Raw genomic sequence first — 20,748 nt, forward strand, 5'->3', positions numbered from 1 at the left:
ATAATGTAATCATGAGAGATGTTAAGGAGGATGATGAATATGGATTTTGAAAATGAACAAAACAAAAATATAGGCGAAAATGAAATAGATAATTTTAGGACTGACGATGCCTTAGGTTCCGATGACATAAAAGGCGAAAATATAGATGACACTCAGGAAATTCCAGCAACATATAGTGTTGAAGAAAGCGGAACCTATACGACACCAAGGGTAGAGTTTAGAAGCAACAAAAAAAGCTTAGGCAAGATGGTTAAAAGATTTAGAAGAAGGATGCTTGTTTCATTTGTGGCTGTTGCATTGATTGCAGCACTTATCGGTGGTGGAACTGTGGCAGGAATTATGAAATACACTAATTTAGGGCAACAGACACAGGTTATAAATAGATACTTGCCACTTTCATCATCAGACAATAGCAATTTTAACTTGATTGCCAATATAGCTAAAATTGTAAGTCCTTCTGTGGTGGGAATTGATACAAGTGTATCATACTCTAATGGATTTGGAAGTGCCCTGGTGCCTGAAGGCAGTGGTTCAGGAATAATCATCGATTCACAAGGCTATATTGTGACAAACAACCATGTTGTGGATGGCGCTTCTAAGATAACCGTAAACTTATCTGATGGCAGAAAGTTCCCTGCCCAACTTATAGGAAAAGATTCAAAGACTGATTTAGCAGTATTGAAGATAAATGCTACAAATTTGATTCCGGCAAAATTAGGTGATTCGTCAAAACTTGAAGTGGGGGATCTGGCAGTTGCAATAGGAAACCCTCTTGGTGAAAGTTTTGCAGGTACGGTTACAGCAGGCATAATAAGCGGTCTTAACAGAAATCTTCAAAGCGATTACGGCCCAGTTAACCTCATTCAGACAGATGCAGCTATAAATCCTGGTAACAGCGGTGGACCTTTGGTCAACAGCAATGGTGAAGTTGTTGGAATAACAAGTGTGAAGTTGACATCTACAGGTGGTTCAGATACTCAAGATCCATTTGGAATGTTCCAGAGTCAAGGCACGCCTGTTGAAGGAATGGGATTTGCGATTCCGATAAATGAAGCAAAGCCTATAATAGATGACTTGATAAAACACGGATATGTAGAAAGACCAATGATGGGTGTAAGCGTACAGGAAGTAACACAACAAGATGCAGCGCAGTACAATATACCAGTTGGACTTTATATAGCGCAAGTACAGCAAGGAAGCGGCGCTGATGAAGCAGGACTTCAACCAGGTGATGTGATAACAGCAGTAGATGGCACAAAAGTACAGACTTTTGATGCACTGCAAAGCATAATATCTAAGCATAAAGTTGGCGACACGATAACTGTTACATTCTGGAGAAACGGCAGGACCATGAGCACAAAAGTAAAGCTTATGAGCAGTTCAAATGCACAATAAAATGTAAATAACGCTAAATAGTTCTTTACCAGTCTCCTCCCGCTGGTAAGGAACTTTTTTTATTGTTAAACTTGAACTTTTTTTCGCCGTTTTTTGTGATATAATAAAAAATAGCATGACTGGAGGGGTTATGATGTACATTGTTGTAGGACTTGGGAATCCCGGGAAAGAGTATGAAAAGACGAGGCACAATGTAGGTTTCGAAGTGATAGACAGTCTTTCTAAAAAGTTAGATATAGCTGTAAAAAAAATTAAGTTCAAATCATTGATCGGTGAAGGACTTTATAAAGGAGAAAAAATAGTGCTGCAGAAGCCTCAGACATTTATGAATTCCAGTGGTGAAGCTGTTTACGATATAGTTGATTTTTACAAATTGCCACTTTCTAATTTGATTGTGGTATACGATGATAAAGACCTGGATGTGGGTAAAATAAGAGTGAGGAAGAAAGGCAGTGCAGGTGGGCATAATGGAATGAAATCGATTATATATATATTAAATAGCGAGGACTTTCCAAGAGTGCGATTAGGCATAGGAAAGCCTAAAGGCGACATGATAGAGCATGTTTTGGGTAGATTTGAGGAGAGGGATATGGACATAGTTACAAAATCTATCGATAATGCCGCAAATGTCGTTTTGGATATAATAGAGAATGGAGTTGAACATGCCATGAACTTGTACAATGGCAACAGTATATGTTTATCATAGGTGGCTTGATAAGCGCAATTTTGTCCTACTTTTTGAATAAACTTGTTGTGGATATGTACGGTGACAAAGCTGTAATATACGGCGTGCCACTTATTGAGGAATCGTCAAAAACTGCCATGGGATATATCTTTGGCAGTGTCATTGGTGCTCATTTCGTATTTGGGGTTGTGGAAGCCTTTAAAGATTTTGTTGCATCACCAAAAGAAATAAATTTTAAGGCATCAGTTTTAAGCATCGTCACACACATTGCTTTTGGAGTTGTTGCTTTTTACGTTTTAAGACATGTAAATATATATGCTGCTATCTTTATGACAGCCGTCATTCATGGGTGCTGGAATTGGATTATGTTGAGGTGATTGCATTGTTTATAAAGCCGATAGAAAATTTGAGAGAGGTTGGGGAAATAAATGAGGCTCTTAAAGAGGAGAAACTACCGCTTTTAATATACGGATTAACTGATTCTCAAAAAGCACACATAGCACACTACATTGTAAAGAAATTAAATAAAAAAGTGCTTTTCATAACATACAACGATGTGGAAGCTAAATTGATGCATGAAGATTTAAGCTCACTGTTAAATGGCGATGCATATTTGATTCCATCGAGAGATGCGCTTTTTTACAAAGTGGATGCGTCCAGTTTAGACATCACAGGCAAAAAACTTGCTGCTATTAAGAAAATCATTGACGATAAGCCTTATGCATTTGTTGCTTCAATAGATGGAGTTTTAAACAAAGTTGCGTCTAAAGACGTGTTTTTAAAGTATAAAAGGAAGTACAAGATTGGCGATAAGTTGGACTTAAATGAGATTTCATCGTTTTTTATCGACATGGGATATGAAAGAGTCCCTATGGTGGAGGGTAAAGGGCAGTTTAGCATACGTGGCGGTATAATTGATTTTTTCTCTCCTATGGAAGAAGAAGGTTTTAGGATAGAGCTTTTTGACGATGAAATTGACTCTATAAGAAGCTTTGATACATTTACGCAAAGGTCTTTGGACAATGTAGACGAGGTTGAGTTGTTTCCTGCCAGAGAGTTTATTTTGGAAGATGAGAACATCAAAAAGGGGCTTACCAATCTAAGCAACAAGGTAAATTCCTACATTTCTAAGATAAAAGAGACACAAAGCGGTAGGGCAGAAAAGCTCAAGAAGAAGTTTGATGAGATGATGGAGAATATTTCTGAGACCAGAAATGTAACAAATATAGGGGAATTGATAGGCTTTTTTTACGATAATCTTTATTCCATCGTTGATTATTTCGATGATGCTTTTATAATAGTAGATGAGAATTTAAGGGTAAAAGAAAGGGCCTCAAACATTGTTAAAGAGTTTAATGAAAATTTTAAGTCGCTGCTTTTGTCTGGAGAAGTCATACCTGAGCAGTCAAACCTTTTGTTTGGCTATGACGACATCCTAAGGAAGCTTTCAGATAAATCTCTAATTTTAATGAACACAATTGTAAAATCTGATGAAAATATACAGGCAAAAGAAATCGTTAATTTTGTATCAAGAACGATGCACTCTTTTCACGGAAAGCTGGATCTTTTGGCAGATGACCTTAAATTCTATAAAAGTTCTGGATATAAAGTTGTCATGCTTTCCAGCAATTTAGAGAGAGGAAAATTATTGAGAAATTCCCTTATAGGATATGGATTAGAAATTCCTATTATAGAAGACGAAGAGTACGACATACCAGAAGGCGGTGTGTTAATTTATCCAGGCACAATAAGCAAAGGATTTGAGTACGTAGATGCCAAATTTGCTTTAATAAGCGATGTTGAGATTTTTGGCCAATCGAGGAGGTCAAAAAAATCTCTTAAAGTTAAAAATAGTGGAAGGATTAAGAATTTTACAGAGCTTACTGTTGGTTCATACGTGGTCCATGTAAATTATGGCATAGGCAAATATGAAGGAATTGAGAAAATAACTGTTGATGGTGTTACGAAAGATTACCTTAAGATAAAATACGCTGGCGATGACAAGCTGTTTGTACCTGTTGAACAGTTGGATTTGGTGCAAAAATACATAGGGCCAGAAGATAAACCGCCAAAGTTAAACAAGTTAGGTGGAAGTGATTGGTCTAAGCTTAAGAAAAGAGCTAAAAAGGCCGTTGAAGATATAGCGAAGGACTTGATTAAGCTGTACGCAAAAAGGCAGACAATGAAAGGATATGCTTTTTCTAAAGATACGCCGTGGCAAAAAGACTTCGAAGAAAGGTTTCCATACGAGGAAACGGAAGATCAGCTTAGGTGTATAGAAGAAATAAAGAAAGATATGGAAAGCGATAAACCTATGGACAGATTGCTTTGTGGTGATGTGGGATACGGCAAGACAGAAGTAGCACTTAGGGCTGCGTTTAAAGCTGTTGCAGATGGGAAGCAGGTGGCTTTTTTGTGTCCCACGACGATATTAGCTGAACAGCACTACAACAATTTTGTGCAGAGGTTTAAGGATTTTCCAGTCAAAATTGAGATGCTTTCTCGTTTTAGAAGCAACAAGGAACAATCGCAAATAATTAAAATGGTAGCCGAAGGTACCGTAGACATCCTGGTGGGGACACACAAGATTTTGCAAAACGATGTGAAGTTTAAAGACCTTGGCCTTTTAATCATAGATGAAGAGCAGAGATTTGGTGTGAAACATAAGGAGAAGATTAAAAAGTTGAAGGAAAACATTGATGTGTTATCTCTTTCTGCTACGCCTATTCCAAGGACACTTCACATGTCCCTTATAGGCATAAGGGATATGAGCGTATTGGAAAATCCTCCTGAAGATAGGTATCCAGTTCAAACGTACGTGGTAGAATTTAATGAAGATCTAATAAGAGATGCGATTTTGAGGGAGCTGGGGCGTGGAGGACAAGTTTATTTTGTCTACAACAGAATTGATGGCATTGAAAGAATGGCTTCGATTTTAAAAGAGCTGGTGCCTGAAGCTCGTATTGCTGTTGCACATGGTCAGATGGATGAAGGAAAGCTGGAAGATATCATGATAGGATTCTTAAACAGGGAATACGACATATTAGTGTGTACCACAATAATTGAAACGGGTTTGGACATACCAAATGTAAATACCATAATAGTGTATGATTCAGATAAGATGGGGCTTTCTCAATTGTACCAATTGAGAGGAAGGGTAGGAAGGTCAAATAGACTTGCTTATGCGTATTTTACTTACAGGAAAGATAAGGTTATTACAGAAGTGGCAGAAAAAAGGCTTGAAGCAATAAAGGAGTTTACGGAGTTTGGTTCAGGGTTTAAAATCGCCATGAGAGATTTAGAGATAAGAGGTGCTGGAAATCTTTTAGGAGCTGAGCAGCATGGGCATATAGATGCTGTAGGGTATGACATGTACCTGAGGCTTCTGGACGAGGCAATCAAAAGCTTAAAAGGAGTACCTGAAGAAGACAAGCCCAATACAGCAATCGACATTAAAGTTAGCGCTTATATAGATAAGGATTATATTGAAGATGAAAATCAAAGGCTTGAAATGTATAAAAAGATTTCTTCCATCGAAAATGAAAAAGACGTTGAAGACATAAAGGACGAGCTTATTGACAGGTTTAAAGAGTATCCGAAAGCTGTAGAAGCTCTTATAGATGTGGCTTATTTAAAAGCGCTGGCAAGAGATGCAAACATATTGGAGATTACTGAAAGAGGAAATTCCGTAATCTTGAAGTTTAAGGACAATAAGTCTATAAATTCAAGCATAGTTGATGCTTTAGTCAATGAATTTAAAGGTAAAATAATGTTTTCAGGTCAAATTCCGCCATACATCACCTATAAATATGGCAAAAAGGAAAACTTATTGAAGGAATTGATCGATTTGGTCAGCAAGATTAAATGTTTGCAGATAAATTAAAACTGATATATAATGAGTATATAAATAGTAATGTGAAAGGATGAATGCATTGAAGCTTAAAAGATTAGGAGCATTTTTAGCATTGACATTGGCACTTACCACACTGACTTCCTGTGGTGTAAACAAAAACATCGTTGCAAAAGTTGATGGACAAGACATAACGCTGAAAGAATATCAAGATTCGTTTAATCAGGTTAAGGCGCAGATAGAAAGCGATCCGCAGTACACTAAAGACATTTGGAATCAAAACTACAATGAGCAAAAGTTTATTGACGTAGTTGAGAATTCTGTATTGGACAATTTGATTCTGGAGAAGCTTCTTCTAAAAGAAGCTGAAAAAGAGAAGTTTACAGCGACGGACAAAGAAATAACCGATGAATATAACGCGGAAAAAGCCACAAATAGCAAAGTCACCAAAGAAATGGCCAAGGACAACGTCCTTATAAACAAGCTTGTAGATAGCTGGACTAAAAATGTAAAAGTTACTGACAGTGAAGCTTTAAAATACTATAACGACAATAAAAGTCAGTTTGAGGTGGTTAAAGCCAGCCATATATTAGTTTCTGACGAGAAAACCGCTAATGAAATATACGATAAGCTTATGAAGGGCGCTAACTTTGCAGATCTTGCAAAGCAATATTCGATAGATACTTCTACAAAGGACAATGGCGGTGAACTTGGAGAGTTTACAAGAGGCACAATGGTAAAGGAATTTGAAGATGCTGCATTTGCGCTAAAGCCTGGAGAGATATCAAAGCCTGTCAAGACACAGTATGGATACCATATAATTAAATCAGAAGAAAAATATACAAAGTCTTTTGATGAAGCAAAAAGCAGCATAATATCCTACTTGGAAAACAACAAAAAGCAGGACATATTTAATCAGAAATCAGAAGCTCTTAAAAAGGCAGCTAAGATTGAGAAATTTCCGCAAAATATAAAAGTTACTGTTTAACATTCCCCTTTGGTGCATGCCAGAGATAAGCGTAGAAAGGTTTTGGGAAGGTTGTAAATTTCTTACTATCAAGATTTGAAATGGGAAAATCATAACTACAGTACAGTTACAGATGATTGGTGCGAAAAAGAATGTGTATGAGCCATTCTTTAGCAATAGAAAAGTAGCTACAAAATAAAAAATAACTATAAAAAGGAATACAGTTTTTCTGCTGTATTCCTTTTTATAGTTTATTGCATAAAACGAACAAGAAAATTTTAATGTGTTTAATCCTTTTTAGAAAAATATAAGAAAATTTTATATAATAGATAGATAATAAAAATTAAACTTATGACATTTATTATTTGAATAATAATAGAAAAAAGTTTAAATATCATTTTTAACCCTTTCTTTACCTTATTTAATTTATTATACCACCATAATAACTTACTGATAAATCAATTGGATAAGAAGCAATTTTTAGTAATCCATCGACAATAAGATATTCGTTTAGTACCCCTCCGCCATATACGTCAACTCTATACCTATCCGAGCTAATAACATGATAAGCATATCTTTCATCCCATTCAACACCGAGAGTAACACCAGTTAAGCTCGTCCATTCTTTACAATCTGTTATAATTTCTTCTAAATGCGTACCTCCTAACGATCTAACTTGTGTAAATACATCTGCGTCTAAACTTACGAATCCCCCTATATTAACAGTTTCTGAAGTGTTAATGTGATGTTTACCTGTACTCTCTAAAATGACGTTGCTGTTCATGTCGTTTATGTTGTTTTTATCTATCAAAAAATCGTTAGCATAATATGTTTTATGGATTTCAACAGGTCCTTTTGGCTGTTTTTCTAAAAATGCTTTTAATTCATCAATAGAATTAAACTTGATTGGCACGATTCCTTCTGGTACTTTATCTACATCTTTTAAATTATATTCTTTGCTAAGATTATCTAATAAAATTTTGTCTCTTGTAACCGTATCTACCATGTTGTTATCAACTTTTGCAAAAGCAACTGATGATGTCGATAAAATTAAAGCCAAGCACAATAGAAGTAAAAATAGTCTTTTCATTTAAATCATTCTTTTCCTTCATTTTTTATCAATTATACATTATTTATTATATTTTGTCAATATTTTCTAATAAAATTCTGCACAAAAAAAGAATATAGTTTTGATACTGTATTTCTTTTTGTGTTTGCATATCTCATAAAACAAATAAGAAACAACAGAAACACGGAGGAAGTGCTTGAAATGGATATTGAAAAGAAATCTTAAAGTATGCTATCGAATGGTTCCCAGATATTTTTATAAATTTTTTTTAATTCTTGTTCACTAAAAAGACACTTAAGAAGTGTCTTTTTTTATGTATAAAATAATGGAAATACATAAATACTAATCTTGAACTTAAAATTTCAGGAAATGGAGGTACATAATTTGAAAGCGACTGGAATTGTTAGAAGAATAGATGACCTTGGAAGAGTTGTAATTCCAAAGGAAATAAGAAGGACATTGAGGATTAGAGAAGGTGATCCGTTAGAGATTTTCACTGACAGAGAAGGTGAAATAATATTAAAGAAGTACTCTCCTATAAGTGAACTTGGAGACTTTGCACAAGAATACGCAGACAGCATATATCAATCAACAAAGCAACCTGTTTGCATAACAGATGGCGACAATGTCATTGCTGTGGCAGGTATGCCTAAGAAAGAATTGATTGACAAACCTATAAGTCCAGAATTGGAAAAGTACATGGAGGAAAAAAGGACTGTCATACTTGGCGAAGGAAAAGACAAAGGCACTATTGCAATAGCAGAAGGACAGGAATTTATGCCTGTATCACAGGTTATAGTTCCGATTATTTCACGAGGTGATACGATTGGAACTGTAATAATCTTTACGAGAGAAAGCGGTGTCGTTCTTACCGATGTCGAGGCCAAGATAGCTGAGACAGCCGCTACATTCTTAGGAAAACAAATGGAAGAATAATATATAACAAGTATATAGAACCCTGCATATTATAGTATATGAAAATGACTATAATGTTGTGGGGGGATCTTTATGCCTTTTAAAGTCAATGACATAGTAGTGAGGAAATCACACGGTTTTGATTTACTGTTTAAAGTTATAGATGTTATAGAAAATAGAGGAACAAGACATTACCTTTTGCACGGACTAAATATGCGAATTGTTGCTGATGCACCTGAAGATGATCTTATGCCGGCTTCATTGACCAGAATTAACGAATACGATGAACCATATCAGAGAAAGGCAAATTATATAATTAAAAAGATTGCTCAATCAAAAGATTTGAGGAAATCGAATGTGATGCGATCAAACCGAAGTGAGCCGTACGGCAAACCCGGTACGGTTCTCCATATAGATGGCGATGAAGGATATCTGAATATTTGCTTAGATGCATACAAAAAGGCAAATATATTGGCTTATGGAGAAATAGTAGATGAAAAAGAGCAGCCTGATAAAGTGGTGGCTTTACTAAATAAATACAAACCGGATATTCTGGTGCTGACAGGACATGATGGCGTAAAAAACACCAGAAATTATTCAGATCTAAACAACTACAGAAACTCAAAATATTTTGTAGAAGCTGTAAAGAAAGCCAGAAGCTATGAGCCATCTCTGGATGATTTGGTGATTTTTGCAGGTGCTTGCCAGTCTAATTATGAAGCTTTAATATCATCTGGAGCAAATTACGCAAGTTCACCTGAAAGAGTGCTGATACACTGCCTTGATCCTGTTTTAGTGTGTGAAAAAGTAGCTTACGCTCATATAAATGAGATAGTAAAAATCGAAGAGCTTATAGAAGACACTATCACAGGTTCAGCAGGGATTGGCGGACTGCAGACGATGGGGAAATTTAGATATGGCGTTCCAAAGGCTAAATTTTAGCGAGTCAACTGACTCGCTATTAATTTTTCCCGGCTTATGCCGGATAAATCTCTATTTAACGCATTTATTTATGCTTTTAAGCATGAATTGATTTGTTGACAAACTACATTTTCACTGGTATAATAATATATTTTATTTGACAAAGGATGAAAAATGTGTTATAATATTTTCAGAATTTTGTAAGGAGTGATAAAATTGGCCGATAGATTAGCCCTACATGAGATTAAAAAGAAGCTGGATGACCATGTTGGCGCCAGAGTCCGGCTAAAAACTAACGGTGGCAGAAAGAAGACAATAATCCGTGAAGGATTTTTAGAAAAAACATATCCCAGTATTTTTATTATTGTCATAGATGGACACGGAACAACCCGCAGGGTCTCATATAGTTATTCTGACATTTTAACAGATACAGTTGAGCTTACACTTATGAAAGGTGAAAAAGAAATAAGATGTATGTAGCAAAAACCGATAACAATCGGTTTTTGTTTTTAGCATATTTTTATACCTCCTTTTATATTATTATATTAGATAAATATAGCTTCTATATTTGATCATATATTTAATACGAGGAGGTAAAAAAATGTTACAAGGTGCATTGACAAATCCCATAAGTTATGACAGATTTGTAGGCGGGGAAGATAGTCAGGCTCTTATAGAAAGCGATGTAATAGTACCGGAAGATATGCCTGATGCCATAAATGTGATTGCGGTTTTAGGGGAATCTGTAATAAACGACGTTGTTGAAAGCGACGGCAAGATTCAAGTTGATGGGCAGCTTAAGCTAAGCATATTATACGTGGCTGACAAGGACAAAAAGCTCCTTCGAATTAACAAGTCTGTGGATTTTACGCATTTTTTAGAGATTAGCGGTGTTGACTCAAAGTGCAAATCTATCGTCAATTGTAGAGTAGAACATGTAGATTTTTCCCTTATAAATAGCCGCAAGATGAACGTAAAAGCAATAGTAAGCGTTTCTGGTAGAGCATTTGCAAAGGAAAAGAAAGAAGCCATAGTGGGAATACAGGGCGATGAAGGCATAGAATATCTGAAAAAGACCATCAAATTAGCAAATATCGTAGGGCAAAACAGTGCGGAGACTTTCTTGAAAGAGCAAGTTAAGATTTCTGACGGTGAACCTAATGTTTCTAAGATATTAAAAGTTGACATGGTTATAAAGCCTGATGAGCCTAAAATAACAGATAATCGCGTCATAATACAGGGTAGCGTTCACATGTATATAGTTTACGAAGGCGATTCGAAAGATGAGTACGGCTATGAAGAATGTGACCTAAATTACGCTAATTTTATAGACGTGCCTGGCGCATTAAGCTATATGAATGCCAATACGTATGAAAGAATAATTGAGAAAAACATAGAGATATTGCCTGATGAAAGCGGAGATAACAGGATAATCGACATAGAATTGGTTTTAAAGACTGATACTATTGTGACAGAGAAAGATGAAACTGAGATCCCGGTAGACATATACGGCATCAACAGAAACGTTGAGCCTGTAATCGAGAGAATAGAAGCCATAAGTCAGCAAGGGCGCTTTAAATCACAAGCCATATTTAAAGAAAATGTGGAATTTAGAAACAATGTCCGTAGAATAATTGATGTTGTTGCATATCCTGTCCTTTCAGACTACGCTTTAAAGGACGGAAAAGCCATCTTAGAAGGTGTGATCGATTATAACATCATATATATAGGTGATAACGGCAACACCATGTCTTATAAAGACGAAGCGCAGTTTAAGACGTTTTTGGATGTGCCAATAGATGACGGAGATCTTTTCGTCGATTTAAAAGTAACGCATATTACCTATGACATTATGGCCATGAAAGAGGCAGAACTTAAATTTGTAGTCGATGCTACTGTAGATGCCTTTAAAATTAGCAGGTACGATGTGCTTGTAGATGCGAAGGAAGTTGAAGATGTAAGAAGTGAAGAAAATAGGCACAGCATCACGATATACATGGTCCAAAAGGACGATGAGCTTTGGGATATAGCTAAAAGGTACAGGACTTCTAAAGAAGAAATAATTAAAGTAAATGAATTAAAAGACGAGAGGATTTTGGCTGGCTCAAAGCTTATAATACCTAATAAAATATGAGGTTTAAGCTAAAGTTGGAATTCATGATTTATTCCAACTTTATTTTATTTCATAGAGAAAATTTATTTATCGATTTAAACATATGTAGAAGGATTTTCGTGTATAATGTATAATATATATTATAGCGTAAATTTTTTGTGGAAGTGAACTGGTTATGGACAAACTAAAAGCGAAATCGTACGCAAAAATAAATTTGGCACTTGATGTCAAAGGGAAAAGAGATGATGGATACCACTTTGTTGAGATGGTTTTGCAATCGATAGATTTATATGATAAATTAGAATTTGAGATGTATGATGACATAGTTCTTGAATGCAATAGGAAAGATGTACCTACAGATAGATCCAATTTGATCATAAAGGCAGCGGATTTATTAAAAAGAGAATTTGGCGGATACGGTGTTCACATTAGACTTAAAAAAAGCATACCAATTGCTGCAGGACTTGCTGGTGGCAGCTCAAATGCTGCGGCAACTTTAGTCGCTCTAAACAAGCTTTGGAACCTTAATGTAAAGTTGTCTGTCTTAAAAGATTTGGCCGTTTCTTTAGGGGCCGACGTGCCTTTTTGCATAGATGGTGGTACTAAAGTGGCTTCTGGTATAGGGGACGTGTTTCAAGACTTACATACGCCCAACTTGAAATTGCTATTAGTAAAACCTCATATATCCGTAGCGACAAAGGACGTGTATACTGAATATGACAATCTTGCTTTCATAGAAAATAATTATACTAAAAATATGGTTGACGCTATAAACTCAGGAAGTATCATGAATATATGTATGAGTCTGGGGAACGACTTGGAGCGGGTAACCATCAAAAAATATCCTATTATAGACGATATAAAAAAGATGATGGTTAAAAAAGGTGCATTAGGCACTCTTATGAGTGGCAGTGGGCCAACGGTATTCGGAATTTTTGATGATAGTGTAAAAATAAATATTGCTTATGATTCTTTTGTGGCTGATGGATTTTATGCATGTATTTCTAATACTATTGATAAGGGGATAGAACTTTATGAATAACTATTTGCCATTAGAAAATTACAAACCGCTTAGGGATATCGTATTTGATTACATGAAAAATGCTATTATAACAGGCGAATTTAAGCCAGGAGAAAGGCTTATGGAGGTGCAGTTGGCGGAGAAACTGGGAGTTAGCAGGACTCCCGTAAGGGAAGCCATAAGAAAGCTGGAGTTAGACGGGCTTGTCGTCATGGTACCGAGAAAAGGTGCATATGTGTCAGATCTTAGTACGAAGGATCTGCTTAATGCGTTTGAAGTCAGGCAGTCTTTAGAAGGACTTGCGGCATCACTTGCTGCTGAAAGGATAACAGACGATGAACTAAAAAAACTAAAAGAAATATTGGACAAATTTTATGAGGGGATACAAGAAAACGACGTAGAAAAGCTGATTAAATACGATCAGGAGTTTCATGACCTGATATTTAATGCTTCAAGAAATGAAAAATTGGTTCAGATAATGAACAACCTTCAAGAGCATGTTCATAGGTTTAGAGTAAGGTATATAAGCGATTTTAAAAAATCAAAGAAGCTGTATCAAGAGCACAAGAAGATATTGGAGTCATTGGAGATGCGTAGTTCTGACAATGCTCAAAAGTGGGCGGAGAAGCACATACAGAATTTTCAAAATGATTTAGTGAAAGATATGAAGCATTTTAGCAATGGAGAGTGAATGAATCATGAATGCTTTAATACTGGCTGGAAGCACTGGCGATGAGAAGCTTCCAGAAAAGGCTCTTATTAAGATAAAGGATAGGTATATGATATCGTATGTCATTGATGCGTTAAGAGGCTCTGGGAAAGTAGATAAGATTGCTGTAGTAGGCGACAGGGAAAAACTGCAATGTATAGATGGCATAGATATATTAATAGATCAAGGAAATTCCATAATAGAAAATGTTGTCAAAGGAGTCGAGCCTTTTAAAAATGACAGGCGCGTATTGATATTGACATGCGATATACCTATGCTTACAAAAGAGGCAGTAATAGACTTTGTAGAGCAGTCTGAAGCCTTGAACGCGGATTTGTGTTATCCGATAGTTAAAAGAGAGGACAACGAGAGGAAATTTCCAGACGCAAAGAGGACTTACGCTAAAATCAAAGAAGGCACTTTCACCGGTGGAAATATATTTTATATAAATCCTCAAATTGTCGATGCCTGCATTGAAGCGGCAAAACAATTTATAGCGTTTAGGAAAAAACCGTGGAAGTTAGGACAGTTGCTGGGCTTTAGGATTTTGATACTGTTCGCTTTTGGGCGCGTAACCATAAGTCAGCTTGAGAGAAAGGTATCAGAGCTTTTCAATATTAACGCAAAAGCTGTAATATCTAAATACCCAGAGATAGGCAATGATGTAGATAAGGATGAAGACGTAGAAATGGCAAATAAGTATATAGCTTAATATATATGCATGAGAATAGGCGGAGGCCTATTTTTTTTGCATATATTTTTTTTATTGTGAAATACTTAAAAAAGGTGATGTGGATATGATGAATGTATTTCTTTTTTTGAAACAAGTTTTTAACGCGTATTTGTTTACCGTACTTTTCATAACAGGTTTTTATGAATCGGTGTTTGAGCCTAAAGATTTGAAGAAAAAAGGGCTTGATAAAGACTCAAAAGTTTGCAGAAATATAGGCATAGCGTATCTTTTAGTTGATGCTGTCATGTACATAATCATTAAATTTTCACCGATTTGATGAGAAAGGGGTGCTTTTTTTGGGATTTTTTAATAAACTTTTTAAAAATAAAAACAATGATAACAGGGAAGGTAAAGATGTAGAAAGTCCAAAGGTGAAAGAAGACATTGAAGAAAATATAAAATACATAAAGGATATGTTAAAAGATTCTGATGATATAATTTACAGAGAATTTTGGGTTGGGGAGGAATTTCAGCACAAATTAGAGTTAGTGTTTGTAGATGGACTTGTGGACAAAGGCATCATAAACGAGCACGTGATGCATTCCCTTATGCTTGATTCAAGGCAGGCAAGACCTTCGATTGATGAGATTAAAAAGAACATATATGAAGTAATCAAAAAAGCGGCCATAACTGGTGGTGACATAAAGGAGATTGACGATTTAGACAAATGTATAACATCTATACTTTCAGGTGATACGGCCCTTTTCTTAGATGGACACTCTAAAGTTGTCATTATATCCAGCAGAGGATGGCAGATGAGATCTGTTGCACCTCCTGAGACAGAAATGGTTGTAAGGGGCGCAAGAGAAGGTTTTACTGAGACTTTGAGGGTAAATACAGCTCTTGTCAGAAGGTGGATAAGGGATCCGAAGTTTAAGATAAAGCAGATGCAGATAGGGAAAAGGTCTAAGACGGATATTGCTTTACTGTACATAGATGACATAGTCAATAAAGATTTGTTGTCATTGATAAAAGAAAGGCTTAATCAGATAGACATAGACGGCGTTTTAGAAAGCGGCTACATTGAGCAGCTTATAGAGGAAGATTGGCATTCGCCATTTCCACAAATGCTTAACACCGAAAGACCTGATAAAGTTGCTGCATCAGTGTTGGAGGGAAGGATTGCCATACTCATAGACAATTCGCCATTTGCACTAATAATACCTACAACGTTGGCTACACTATTCCAATCGCCTGAAGATTATTTTGAGAGATGGATGATTTCTTCACTTCTCAGGATACTAAGGTTTACGGCGGCAATCATTGCTCTTGTAGGTCCATCTATATATATAGCATTTACATCATACCATCCTGGCATGATACCTACAAAATTGGCTCTTTATATAGCTTCAACAAGGCAAGGAGTTCCATTTCCTGCCTTTATGGAAGCATTAATAATGGAAGCGACTTTTGAGCTTTTGAGAGAAGCAGGCATAAGGCTTCCTGTACCAATAGGCCAGACGATAGGCATAGTAGGCGGCTTGATCATCGGTCAGGCTGCTGTAATGGCAGGAATCGTAAGTCCGTTGATGGTGATAGTGGTAGCAGTTACTGCTGTTTCGTCTTTTTCTATACCCAGTTACAGTGCTGCCATTGCCTTTAGGCTTTTAAGATTTGCTTTTATGATTCTAGCGGCTGTATTGGGGTTATACGGCATAATGCTGGGATTTATACTTATGCTGACACATTTGGTCGTACTTAAAAGCTTTGGACTTCCTTATTTATCTCCATTTGTAGAGATAAATTTAAGCGATTTGGCAGATACAATTATAAGAGCGCCGCTGATGGCCTTTAAAAAGAGACCTCCTACACTTGACACACAGGATAAGAAACGGATGAAGGATTTAAGACCGGAGAAGATCGAAAGCGTAGAAGTAGACCGGAGGGATAATAATGATAAAAAACAATGACAAGATCTCAGAAAATCAGCTTTCTATACTGCTTTTTACCACTATGTTAGGAGCTGGTGTATTAAGCTTACCTGCAGATGTGGCCAAGGCAGCAGGACCCAATGGTCTTATTGTGATACTTCTAGGAGGACTTGTGGCTTTAACATTTGCTAGGATTATAAGTTTCGTAGCATCAAAATTTCCAACGGAGACATTTGTAGAGTATTCCGAAAAAATTATGACTAAGCCTGTGTCTATTTTGCTTACAATATTCTTAATCGCGTATTTTTTGATTTTTTGCAGTTTAAATTTAAGGATATTCGGTGAAGTCGCAAAGTCATACCTACTGAATAGCACTCCTATAGAGGTTATAATGATAACCCTGCTTTTCACGTCGGCGTACATTGTGCGATATGGGATAGAACCTATTGCAAGGATGTCGGAGATACTTTTTCCTGTAATGGTTATACCTGCCATGATCATCCTTTTGCCAGCCATTACAGACATAGATTTAAGCAATTTTTTGCCTGTGCTTAGGATTTCACCTTTAAGGCTTGCAAAAGGCATTTTGCAGACTACCTACAGTTTTATCGGATTTGAAATATTGTACGTCATATTTCCATATATCCAATTGGGAAACAAGCTTAAAAAAAGCATAAATGTATCATTTTTTTCCATAATATTTTTTTATCTTTACATAACGTTTTTCACCATAGGTATATTCGGGTACAAGGAAACAAGTGTCCAATTGTGGCCATTGCTTACAGTCATAAAATCTATAAACTTTCCAGGTTTTTTTATTGAAAATCTTGAAAGCCTTATAATGGGCATTTGGACGTTTGCGGTATTTACATCTATATCGGCTTTTCATTATGCCGCCACACTGAGCTTGTCAAAGCTTATAAAGGCAAGAGAACATTCATATCTTGTTATACCGCTTATACCCATCATATACTTTATGGCACTTATACCTGAATCAATTGTAGAGGTGTACAGATACGCATCATACGCTACATATTTGACGCTGTTTTTTGTGATTATCCTTCCTTTATTAATGTGGGCTATAGTGAAGTTAAAGCATGGAGGTGAAAGGCAATGAAAAAACCCATTGTCACGTTGATACTGATTATACCGTTAATTTTGACTGGTTGTTGGGACAAGGTTGAGATTGAGGACAGAGCATTTGTGATGGCTATAGGGATTGACACGTCAAATCAAGCAAAAAATTACGTAGTGACTTTTCAATTTCCAAATGTAAAACAGGTGTCCAGTGCTGCAGGTGGCGGCGGTGGTGGAGGAGGACAGCCTAATTTCTCCATATCAGAAATTGGGGATACGGTCTTCTCTGCATCACGTCATGTAAGCACAAGACTTGATAAAAGGCTTTTTTTAGGTCATACGAAAGCTGTAATATTAGGCAAGGATGTAGTAAGCAATAGGGATAAATTTCTTGAAGTATTAGACACTCTAGATAGAAGCTACGAATTAAGTAGAAAGTTGAGGCTTCTAGTGGCGAACGGGAAAGCACAAGATATACTGCTTAAAAATTATAAATTTGATCCAGATATCGGTGTGTATATTGATGATATATTCAAGCAGTACAATAGGACGTCAATATTTCCTAATATAGATTACAATAAAATAACTAAATCGCTACATGATACAAATGGAAATGCCATAATTCCAGTCATATCATCTGGAAAAGATGAACTAAAAATTGCCGGTTCTGCCATCATAAAAAATTACAAACTGGTAGGATGGTTATCAGATGGGGAAAACATGGGCTACATGTGGCTTATGGGGTTTGTCAAAGGTGGAGACATTACATTTGACATGCCTACAACGGACGGTAAGGAAGTAAAGGTGCCATTTAATATTACAAATACCGTTATGAAAAGACAGGTTACTGAACAAAATGGAAAGATAATATACAAATTAAAATACGATGTAGAAGGAGAAGTGACTGAATATAGCTTTCAAAAGCATGGCGAGATGTTTGACACAAATGTGTTAGGCACAATGGAGAAAAAAGCCGACGGTGTCATTGAAAAAATGATAAATGAGTCACTTAAAAAATTTCAGAAGGACTTAAAAGTCGATATGATTGGTGTGGGAGACTACATTGAGAAGTATAAACCTTCACTTTGGAGCAAAGTTGGGCCAACTTGGAATGAGAAATTTCCGGATGTTGTGGTAGAGCCGGTTGTGACTACTCACATTAGGAGAATAGGCTTATTTAGATAAATTTTGTATAATTCCCATCTTATTTGGCAATAATTGAAATCGAAGACAATTTGCCTTATGGTTGTCAAATAAAAATAAGTGGGGGATTATACATAATGAAACGTCTTATTGCAATTGTTCTAATTATTTCTACAGTATTTCTTTTTGAAATCAGTAAAAATGATGACACATACGCCATGAAAAAAGATATTTCAAATAAGCTTATTAGATTTCACGTCATAGCAAACAGCGATTCTAAAGATGACCAAAGCTTAAAGCTGAAAGTAAGAGATGCGGTAATAAGGAGCATGAACGACAAATTTATCGGTGTGGCAAATCTAAAGGAGTCAGAAGAAATAATAAAAAAGAACATACCATATATACAAAAGATAGCGCAGGATACTATTTACGCCAATGGCAAAGATTATGGTGTCAAAGTCATGTATGGTCGCTTTGATTTTCCTACAAAATATTATGGTACAATTATGCTTCCTGCAGGAAATTACAATGCATTGAGGATTGTTATAGGCAAAGGTGAAGGGAAAAACTGGTGGTGTGTGATGTTTCCGCCGTTGTGTTTTATTGATATAACACATGGGCTCTCAAGCGATGAAACAAAGAAAGAATTAAGCAGGTATTTGTCAGAAGATGAATTGTCTATGATAGAGACAGAAAAACCACAGGTGAAATTTAAAGTCGTTGAAGTGTTGGAAAGATACTTCAATGAAATAAGAATGGCATTAAAAGATTAGGAGGAAAACTTAGATGACAAAGTACACCCAGAATGATGCGCCTTTATTTGAGGCGCTTAAAAATTATGTAGAGGAAAATGTATATGCTTTCCATGTTCCGGGGCACAAACATGGAAAAGGCAATAAAGAATTTACCGAATACGTGGGAAATGCAGTTATGGGCATTGACGTCAACAGCATGGAAGATTTAGATAATCTCGCGAACCCAGTAGGTGTAATAGAAGAAGCACATAAACTTGCGGCACAGGCTTTTGGCGCAGATTATGCCTATTTTTTGGTCAACGGCACTACCTCTGGAATACAAGCCATGATAATGGCAGCTACAGAACCGGGAGACAAGATAATAATGCCGAGAAATGCCCATAAATCAGCTTTTTCAGCCCTTATTCTATCAGGTGCAGTACCTGTTTACCTATATCCTGAAATAGATGAAGATTTAGACATCGCTTTGGGAATAAGTGCAAAGCAGGTACAAGAAGCTATTACGGCAAACCCAGATGCTAAAGCTGTTCTTATCTTGAATCCCACATATTATGGTATTACTTCAGAATTAGAAAAGATAATTGATGTTGCACATCAGAATAATATGGCTGTCTTATGTGATGAGGCGCATGGAAGCCATTTTTATTTTCATCCTTACATGCCTCGTGGTGGTATTACACTGGGCGCTGACATTTGTGCACTTAGCATACATAAAACAGGCGGTTCAATGACACAGAGCTCTCTTCTTTTGTCTAAAGGAAATAGAGTAGAAGTGTCTTCAATAAAGTCAATTTTAAATCTTTTGCAGTCTACATCTGCTTCATACGTTTTGATGGCATCACTTGATGTGGCGAGAAAACAGTTGGCTACTAAGGGTGAAGAAATGCTTATGAAAGTCATAGAACTTTCGGAATACGCAAGGGAAGAAATCAACAAGATAGAAGGATTAAAAGCTATTATTCAAAAGGATATAATGAGTCCATATCTTTTAGACCCTACTAAACTTGTAATAAACGTATCAAAAACAGGTATGACTGGATATGAAATCATGAGAGAATTAAGGCTTAAATATCACATTCAGTTGGAAATGGCGGATCTTAACAATATAATGGCTATAATAAGCCTAGGTGATGATATGGATGATGTAGAGCACCTTATACGCAGTTTAAGGGAATTTGTCAGGATGAAGAAAAATCATGGTGAAATAACGGCAGGAAATCTCATAAGACCTGAAGTCATCGTAGCTCCAAGAGATGCATATTACAGCAAAAGTAGATTAGTTTATTTAGACGATGCAGAAGGTGAGATATGTGCAGAGATGATTATGGCATATCCACCAGGAATACCCATGATTTGCCCCGGTGAAAGGATAACAAAAGACATAATTGAAAGGGTAAAGCTACTAAAGGAACAACATTGTCAGCTTCAGGGCACTGAGGATCCAAACATAGATTATATAAAAGTTTTGGGACACGTGTATAAAGTTTGATTCTCTACAAAAAATATCTACAAATACTAAATTGT

General features: G+C 36.2%; 19 protein-coding genes. 18 read left to right on the forward strand and 1 reads right to left on the reverse strand.

The genetic code is table 11. The features are described from left to right. Positions 1–39 precede the first annotated feature (39 nt). The 5 genes from JJQ93_RS10900 (at position 40) to JJQ93_RS10920 (ending at position 6,918) form a co-directional block, all read left to right on the forward strand. Positions 40–1,395: a S1C family serine protease gene (locus JJQ93_RS10900; protein WP_274893777.1), complete on the forward strand. Its 1,356-nt coding sequence runs from the start codon at positions 40–42 to the stop codon at positions 1,393–1,395. Between the two features lie 133 nt (positions 1,396–1,528). Further along, on the forward strand, positions 1,529–2,101 hold the full coding sequence (gene pth, locus JJQ93_RS10905) for an aminoacyl-tRNA hydrolase (RefSeq protein WP_274894094.1): 573 nt from the start codon (positions 1,529–1,531) through the stop codon (positions 2,099–2,101). Between the two features lie 32 nt (positions 2,102–2,133). After that, complete coding sequence (locus tag JJQ93_RS10910) at positions 2,134–2,457, forward strand: hypothetical protein (protein ID WP_274893778.1); 324 nt, start codon at positions 2,134–2,136, stop codon at positions 2,455–2,457. Between the two features lie 5 nt (positions 2,458–2,462). Next, positions 2,463–5,963, forward strand: coding sequence for a transcription-repair coupling factor (gene mfd / locus JJQ93_RS10915; RefSeq protein WP_350494260.1), 3,501 nt, complete (start codon positions 2,463–2,465; stop codon positions 5,961–5,963). Positions 5,964–6,003: 40 nt separating this feature from the next. Continuing rightward, the gene (locus JJQ93_RS10920) at positions 6,004–6,918 is read left to right on the forward strand and encodes a peptidylprolyl isomerase (protein WP_274893780.1); all 915 of its coding nucleotides are present in this window, start codon (positions 6,004–6,006) and stop codon (positions 6,916–6,918) included. Between the two features lie 400 nt (positions 6,919–7,318). On the opposite strand, the gene JJQ93_RS10925 is transcribed toward JJQ93_RS10920, so the two are convergent. Then, the gene (locus JJQ93_RS10925) at positions 7,319–7,963 is read right to left on the reverse strand and encodes a hypothetical protein (protein ID WP_274893781.1); all 645 of its coding nucleotides are present in this window, start codon (positions 7,961–7,963) and stop codon (positions 7,319–7,321) included. A gap of 387 nt (positions 7,964–8,350) precedes the next feature. Here JJQ93_RS10925 and spoVT point away from each other — a divergent pair, with 387 nt between their 5' ends. The 13 genes from spoVT (at position 8,351) to JJQ93_RS10990 (ending at position 20,713) form a co-directional block, all read left to right on the forward strand. Continuing rightward, the gene (gene spoVT / locus JJQ93_RS10930; protein ID WP_013786976.1) at positions 8,351–8,902 is read left to right on the forward strand and encodes a stage V sporulation protein T; all 552 of its coding nucleotides are present in this window, start codon (positions 8,351–8,353) and stop codon (positions 8,900–8,902) included. Between the two features lie 72 nt (positions 8,903–8,974). Next, on the forward strand, positions 8,975–9,823 hold the full coding sequence (gene yabG / locus JJQ93_RS10935; protein ID WP_274893782.1) for a sporulation peptidase YabG: 849 nt from the start codon (positions 8,975–8,977) through the stop codon (positions 9,821–9,823). 195 nt (positions 9,824–10,018) lie between these two features. Next, positions 10,019–10,282, forward strand: coding sequence for a Veg family protein (locus JJQ93_RS10940; RefSeq protein WP_014757674.1), 264 nt, complete (start codon positions 10,019–10,021; stop codon positions 10,280–10,282). Positions 10,283–10,403: 121 nt separating this feature from the next. Next, entirely contained in the window at positions 10,404–11,936 is a 1,533-nt protein-coding gene (locus JJQ93_RS10945) for a DUF3794 and LysM peptidoglycan-binding domain-containing protein (RefSeq protein ID WP_274893783.1), read from the forward strand. A 154-nt stretch (positions 11,937–12,090) separates the two neighbouring features. Then, positions 12,091–12,957, forward strand: a complete 867-nt coding sequence (gene ispE, locus JJQ93_RS10950) for a 4-(cytidine 5'-diphospho)-2-C-methyl-D-erythritol kinase (RefSeq protein WP_274893784.1) — start codon at positions 12,091–12,093, stop codon at positions 12,955–12,957. Beyond that, the gene (locus JJQ93_RS10955; RefSeq protein ID WP_013786981.1) at positions 12,950–13,627 is read left to right on the forward strand and encodes a GntR family transcriptional regulator; all 678 of its coding nucleotides are present in this window, start codon (positions 12,950–12,952) and stop codon (positions 13,625–13,627) included. The genes ispE and JJQ93_RS10955 overlap by 8 nt, the downstream gene beginning before the upstream one ends. A 7-nt stretch (positions 13,628–13,634) precedes the next feature. Continuing rightward, the gene (locus JJQ93_RS10960) at positions 13,635–14,357 is read left to right on the forward strand and encodes a nucleotidyltransferase family protein (protein ID WP_085112463.1); all 723 of its coding nucleotides are present in this window, start codon (positions 13,635–13,637) and stop codon (positions 14,355–14,357) included. 85 nt (positions 14,358–14,442) lie between these two features. After that, positions 14,443–14,655 carry a CLC_0170 family protein gene (locus tag JJQ93_RS10965; protein WP_274893785.1) on the forward strand — a complete coding sequence of 71 codons (213 nt, stop codon included), beginning with the start codon at positions 14,443–14,445 and terminating at the stop codon, positions 14,653–14,655. Between the two features lie 19 nt (positions 14,656–14,674). Beyond that, on the forward strand, positions 14,675–16,288 hold the full coding sequence (locus JJQ93_RS10970; protein WP_284700608.1) for a spore germination protein: 1,614 nt from the start codon (positions 14,675–14,677) through the stop codon (positions 16,286–16,288). Continuing rightward, positions 16,272–17,366 (forward strand): GerAB/ArcD/ProY family transporter, encoded by a 1,095-nt coding sequence (locus JJQ93_RS10975; RefSeq protein WP_274893788.1) that lies wholly within the window; start codon positions 16,272–16,274, stop codon positions 17,364–17,366. The genes JJQ93_RS10970 and JJQ93_RS10975 overlap by 17 nt, the downstream gene beginning before the upstream one ends. After that, positions 17,363–18,511, forward strand: coding sequence for a Ger(x)C family spore germination protein (locus JJQ93_RS10980; protein ID WP_274893789.1), 1,149 nt, complete (start codon positions 17,363–17,365; stop codon positions 18,509–18,511). The genes JJQ93_RS10975 and JJQ93_RS10980 overlap by 4 nt, the downstream gene beginning before the upstream one ends. Before the next feature lie 95 nt (positions 18,512–18,606). Further along, positions 18,607–19,242, forward strand: coding sequence for a stage II sporulation protein R (gene spoIIR / locus JJQ93_RS10985; protein WP_274893790.1), 636 nt, complete (start codon positions 18,607–18,609; stop codon positions 19,240–19,242). Positions 19,243–19,255: 13 nt separating this feature from the next. Next, the gene (locus JJQ93_RS10990; protein WP_274893791.1) at positions 19,256–20,713 is read left to right on the forward strand and encodes an aminotransferase class I/II-fold pyridoxal phosphate-dependent enzyme; all 1,458 of its coding nucleotides are present in this window, start codon (positions 19,256–19,258) and stop codon (positions 20,711–20,713) included. Positions 20,714–20,748 lie beyond the last annotated feature (35 nt).

This window comes from Thermoanaerobacterium sp. R66 (assembly GCF_028895185.1).
Taxonomy (GTDB): Bacteria; Bacillota; Thermoanaerobacteria; order Thermoanaerobacterales; family Thermoanaerobacteraceae; genus Thermoanaerobacterium.

Coding starts and splice junctions, on each gene's coding strand:
- JJQ93_RS10900 (WP_274893777.1), top strand. CDS start 40: ATGGATTTTGAAAATGAACAAAACAAAAATATAGGCGAAAATGAAATA.
- pth (WP_274894094.1), top strand. CDS start 1,529: ATGTACATTGTTGTAGGACTTGGGAATCCCGGGAAAGAGTATGAAAAG.
- JJQ93_RS10920 (WP_274893780.1), top strand. CDS start 6,004: ATGAATGCATTGAAGCTTAAAAGATTAGGAGCATTTTTAGCATTGACA.
- yabG (WP_274893782.1), top strand. CDS start 8,975: ATGCCTTTTAAAGTCAATGACATAGTAGTGAGGAAATCACACGGTTTT.
- JJQ93_RS10945 (WP_274893783.1), top strand. CDS start 10,404: ATGTTACAAGGTGCATTGACAAATCCCATAAGTTATGACAGATTTGTA.
- ispE (WP_274893784.1), top strand. CDS start 12,091: ATGGACAAACTAAAAGCGAAATCGTACGCAAAAATAAATTTGGCACTT.
- JJQ93_RS10955 (WP_013786981.1), top strand. CDS start 12,950: ATGAATAACTATTTGCCATTAGAAAATTACAAACCGCTTAGGGATATC.
- JJQ93_RS10960 (WP_085112463.1), top strand. CDS start 13,635: ATGAATGCTTTAATACTGGCTGGAAGCACTGGCGATGAGAAGCTTCCA.
- JJQ93_RS10965 (WP_274893785.1), top strand. CDS start 14,443: ATGATGAATGTATTTCTTTTTTTGAAACAAGTTTTTAACGCGTATTTG.
- JJQ93_RS10975 (WP_274893788.1), top strand. CDS start 16,272: ATGATAAAAAACAATGACAAGATCTCAGAAAATCAGCTTTCTATACTG.
- JJQ93_RS10980 (WP_274893789.1), top strand. CDS start 17,363: ATGAAAAAACCCATTGTCACGTTGATACTGATTATACCGTTAATTTTG.
- spoIIR (WP_274893790.1), top strand. CDS start 18,607: ATGAAACGTCTTATTGCAATTGTTCTAATTATTTCTACAGTATTTCTT.
- JJQ93_RS10990 (WP_274893791.1), top strand. CDS start 19,256: ATGACAAAGTACACCCAGAATGATGCGCCTTTATTTGAGGCGCTTAAA.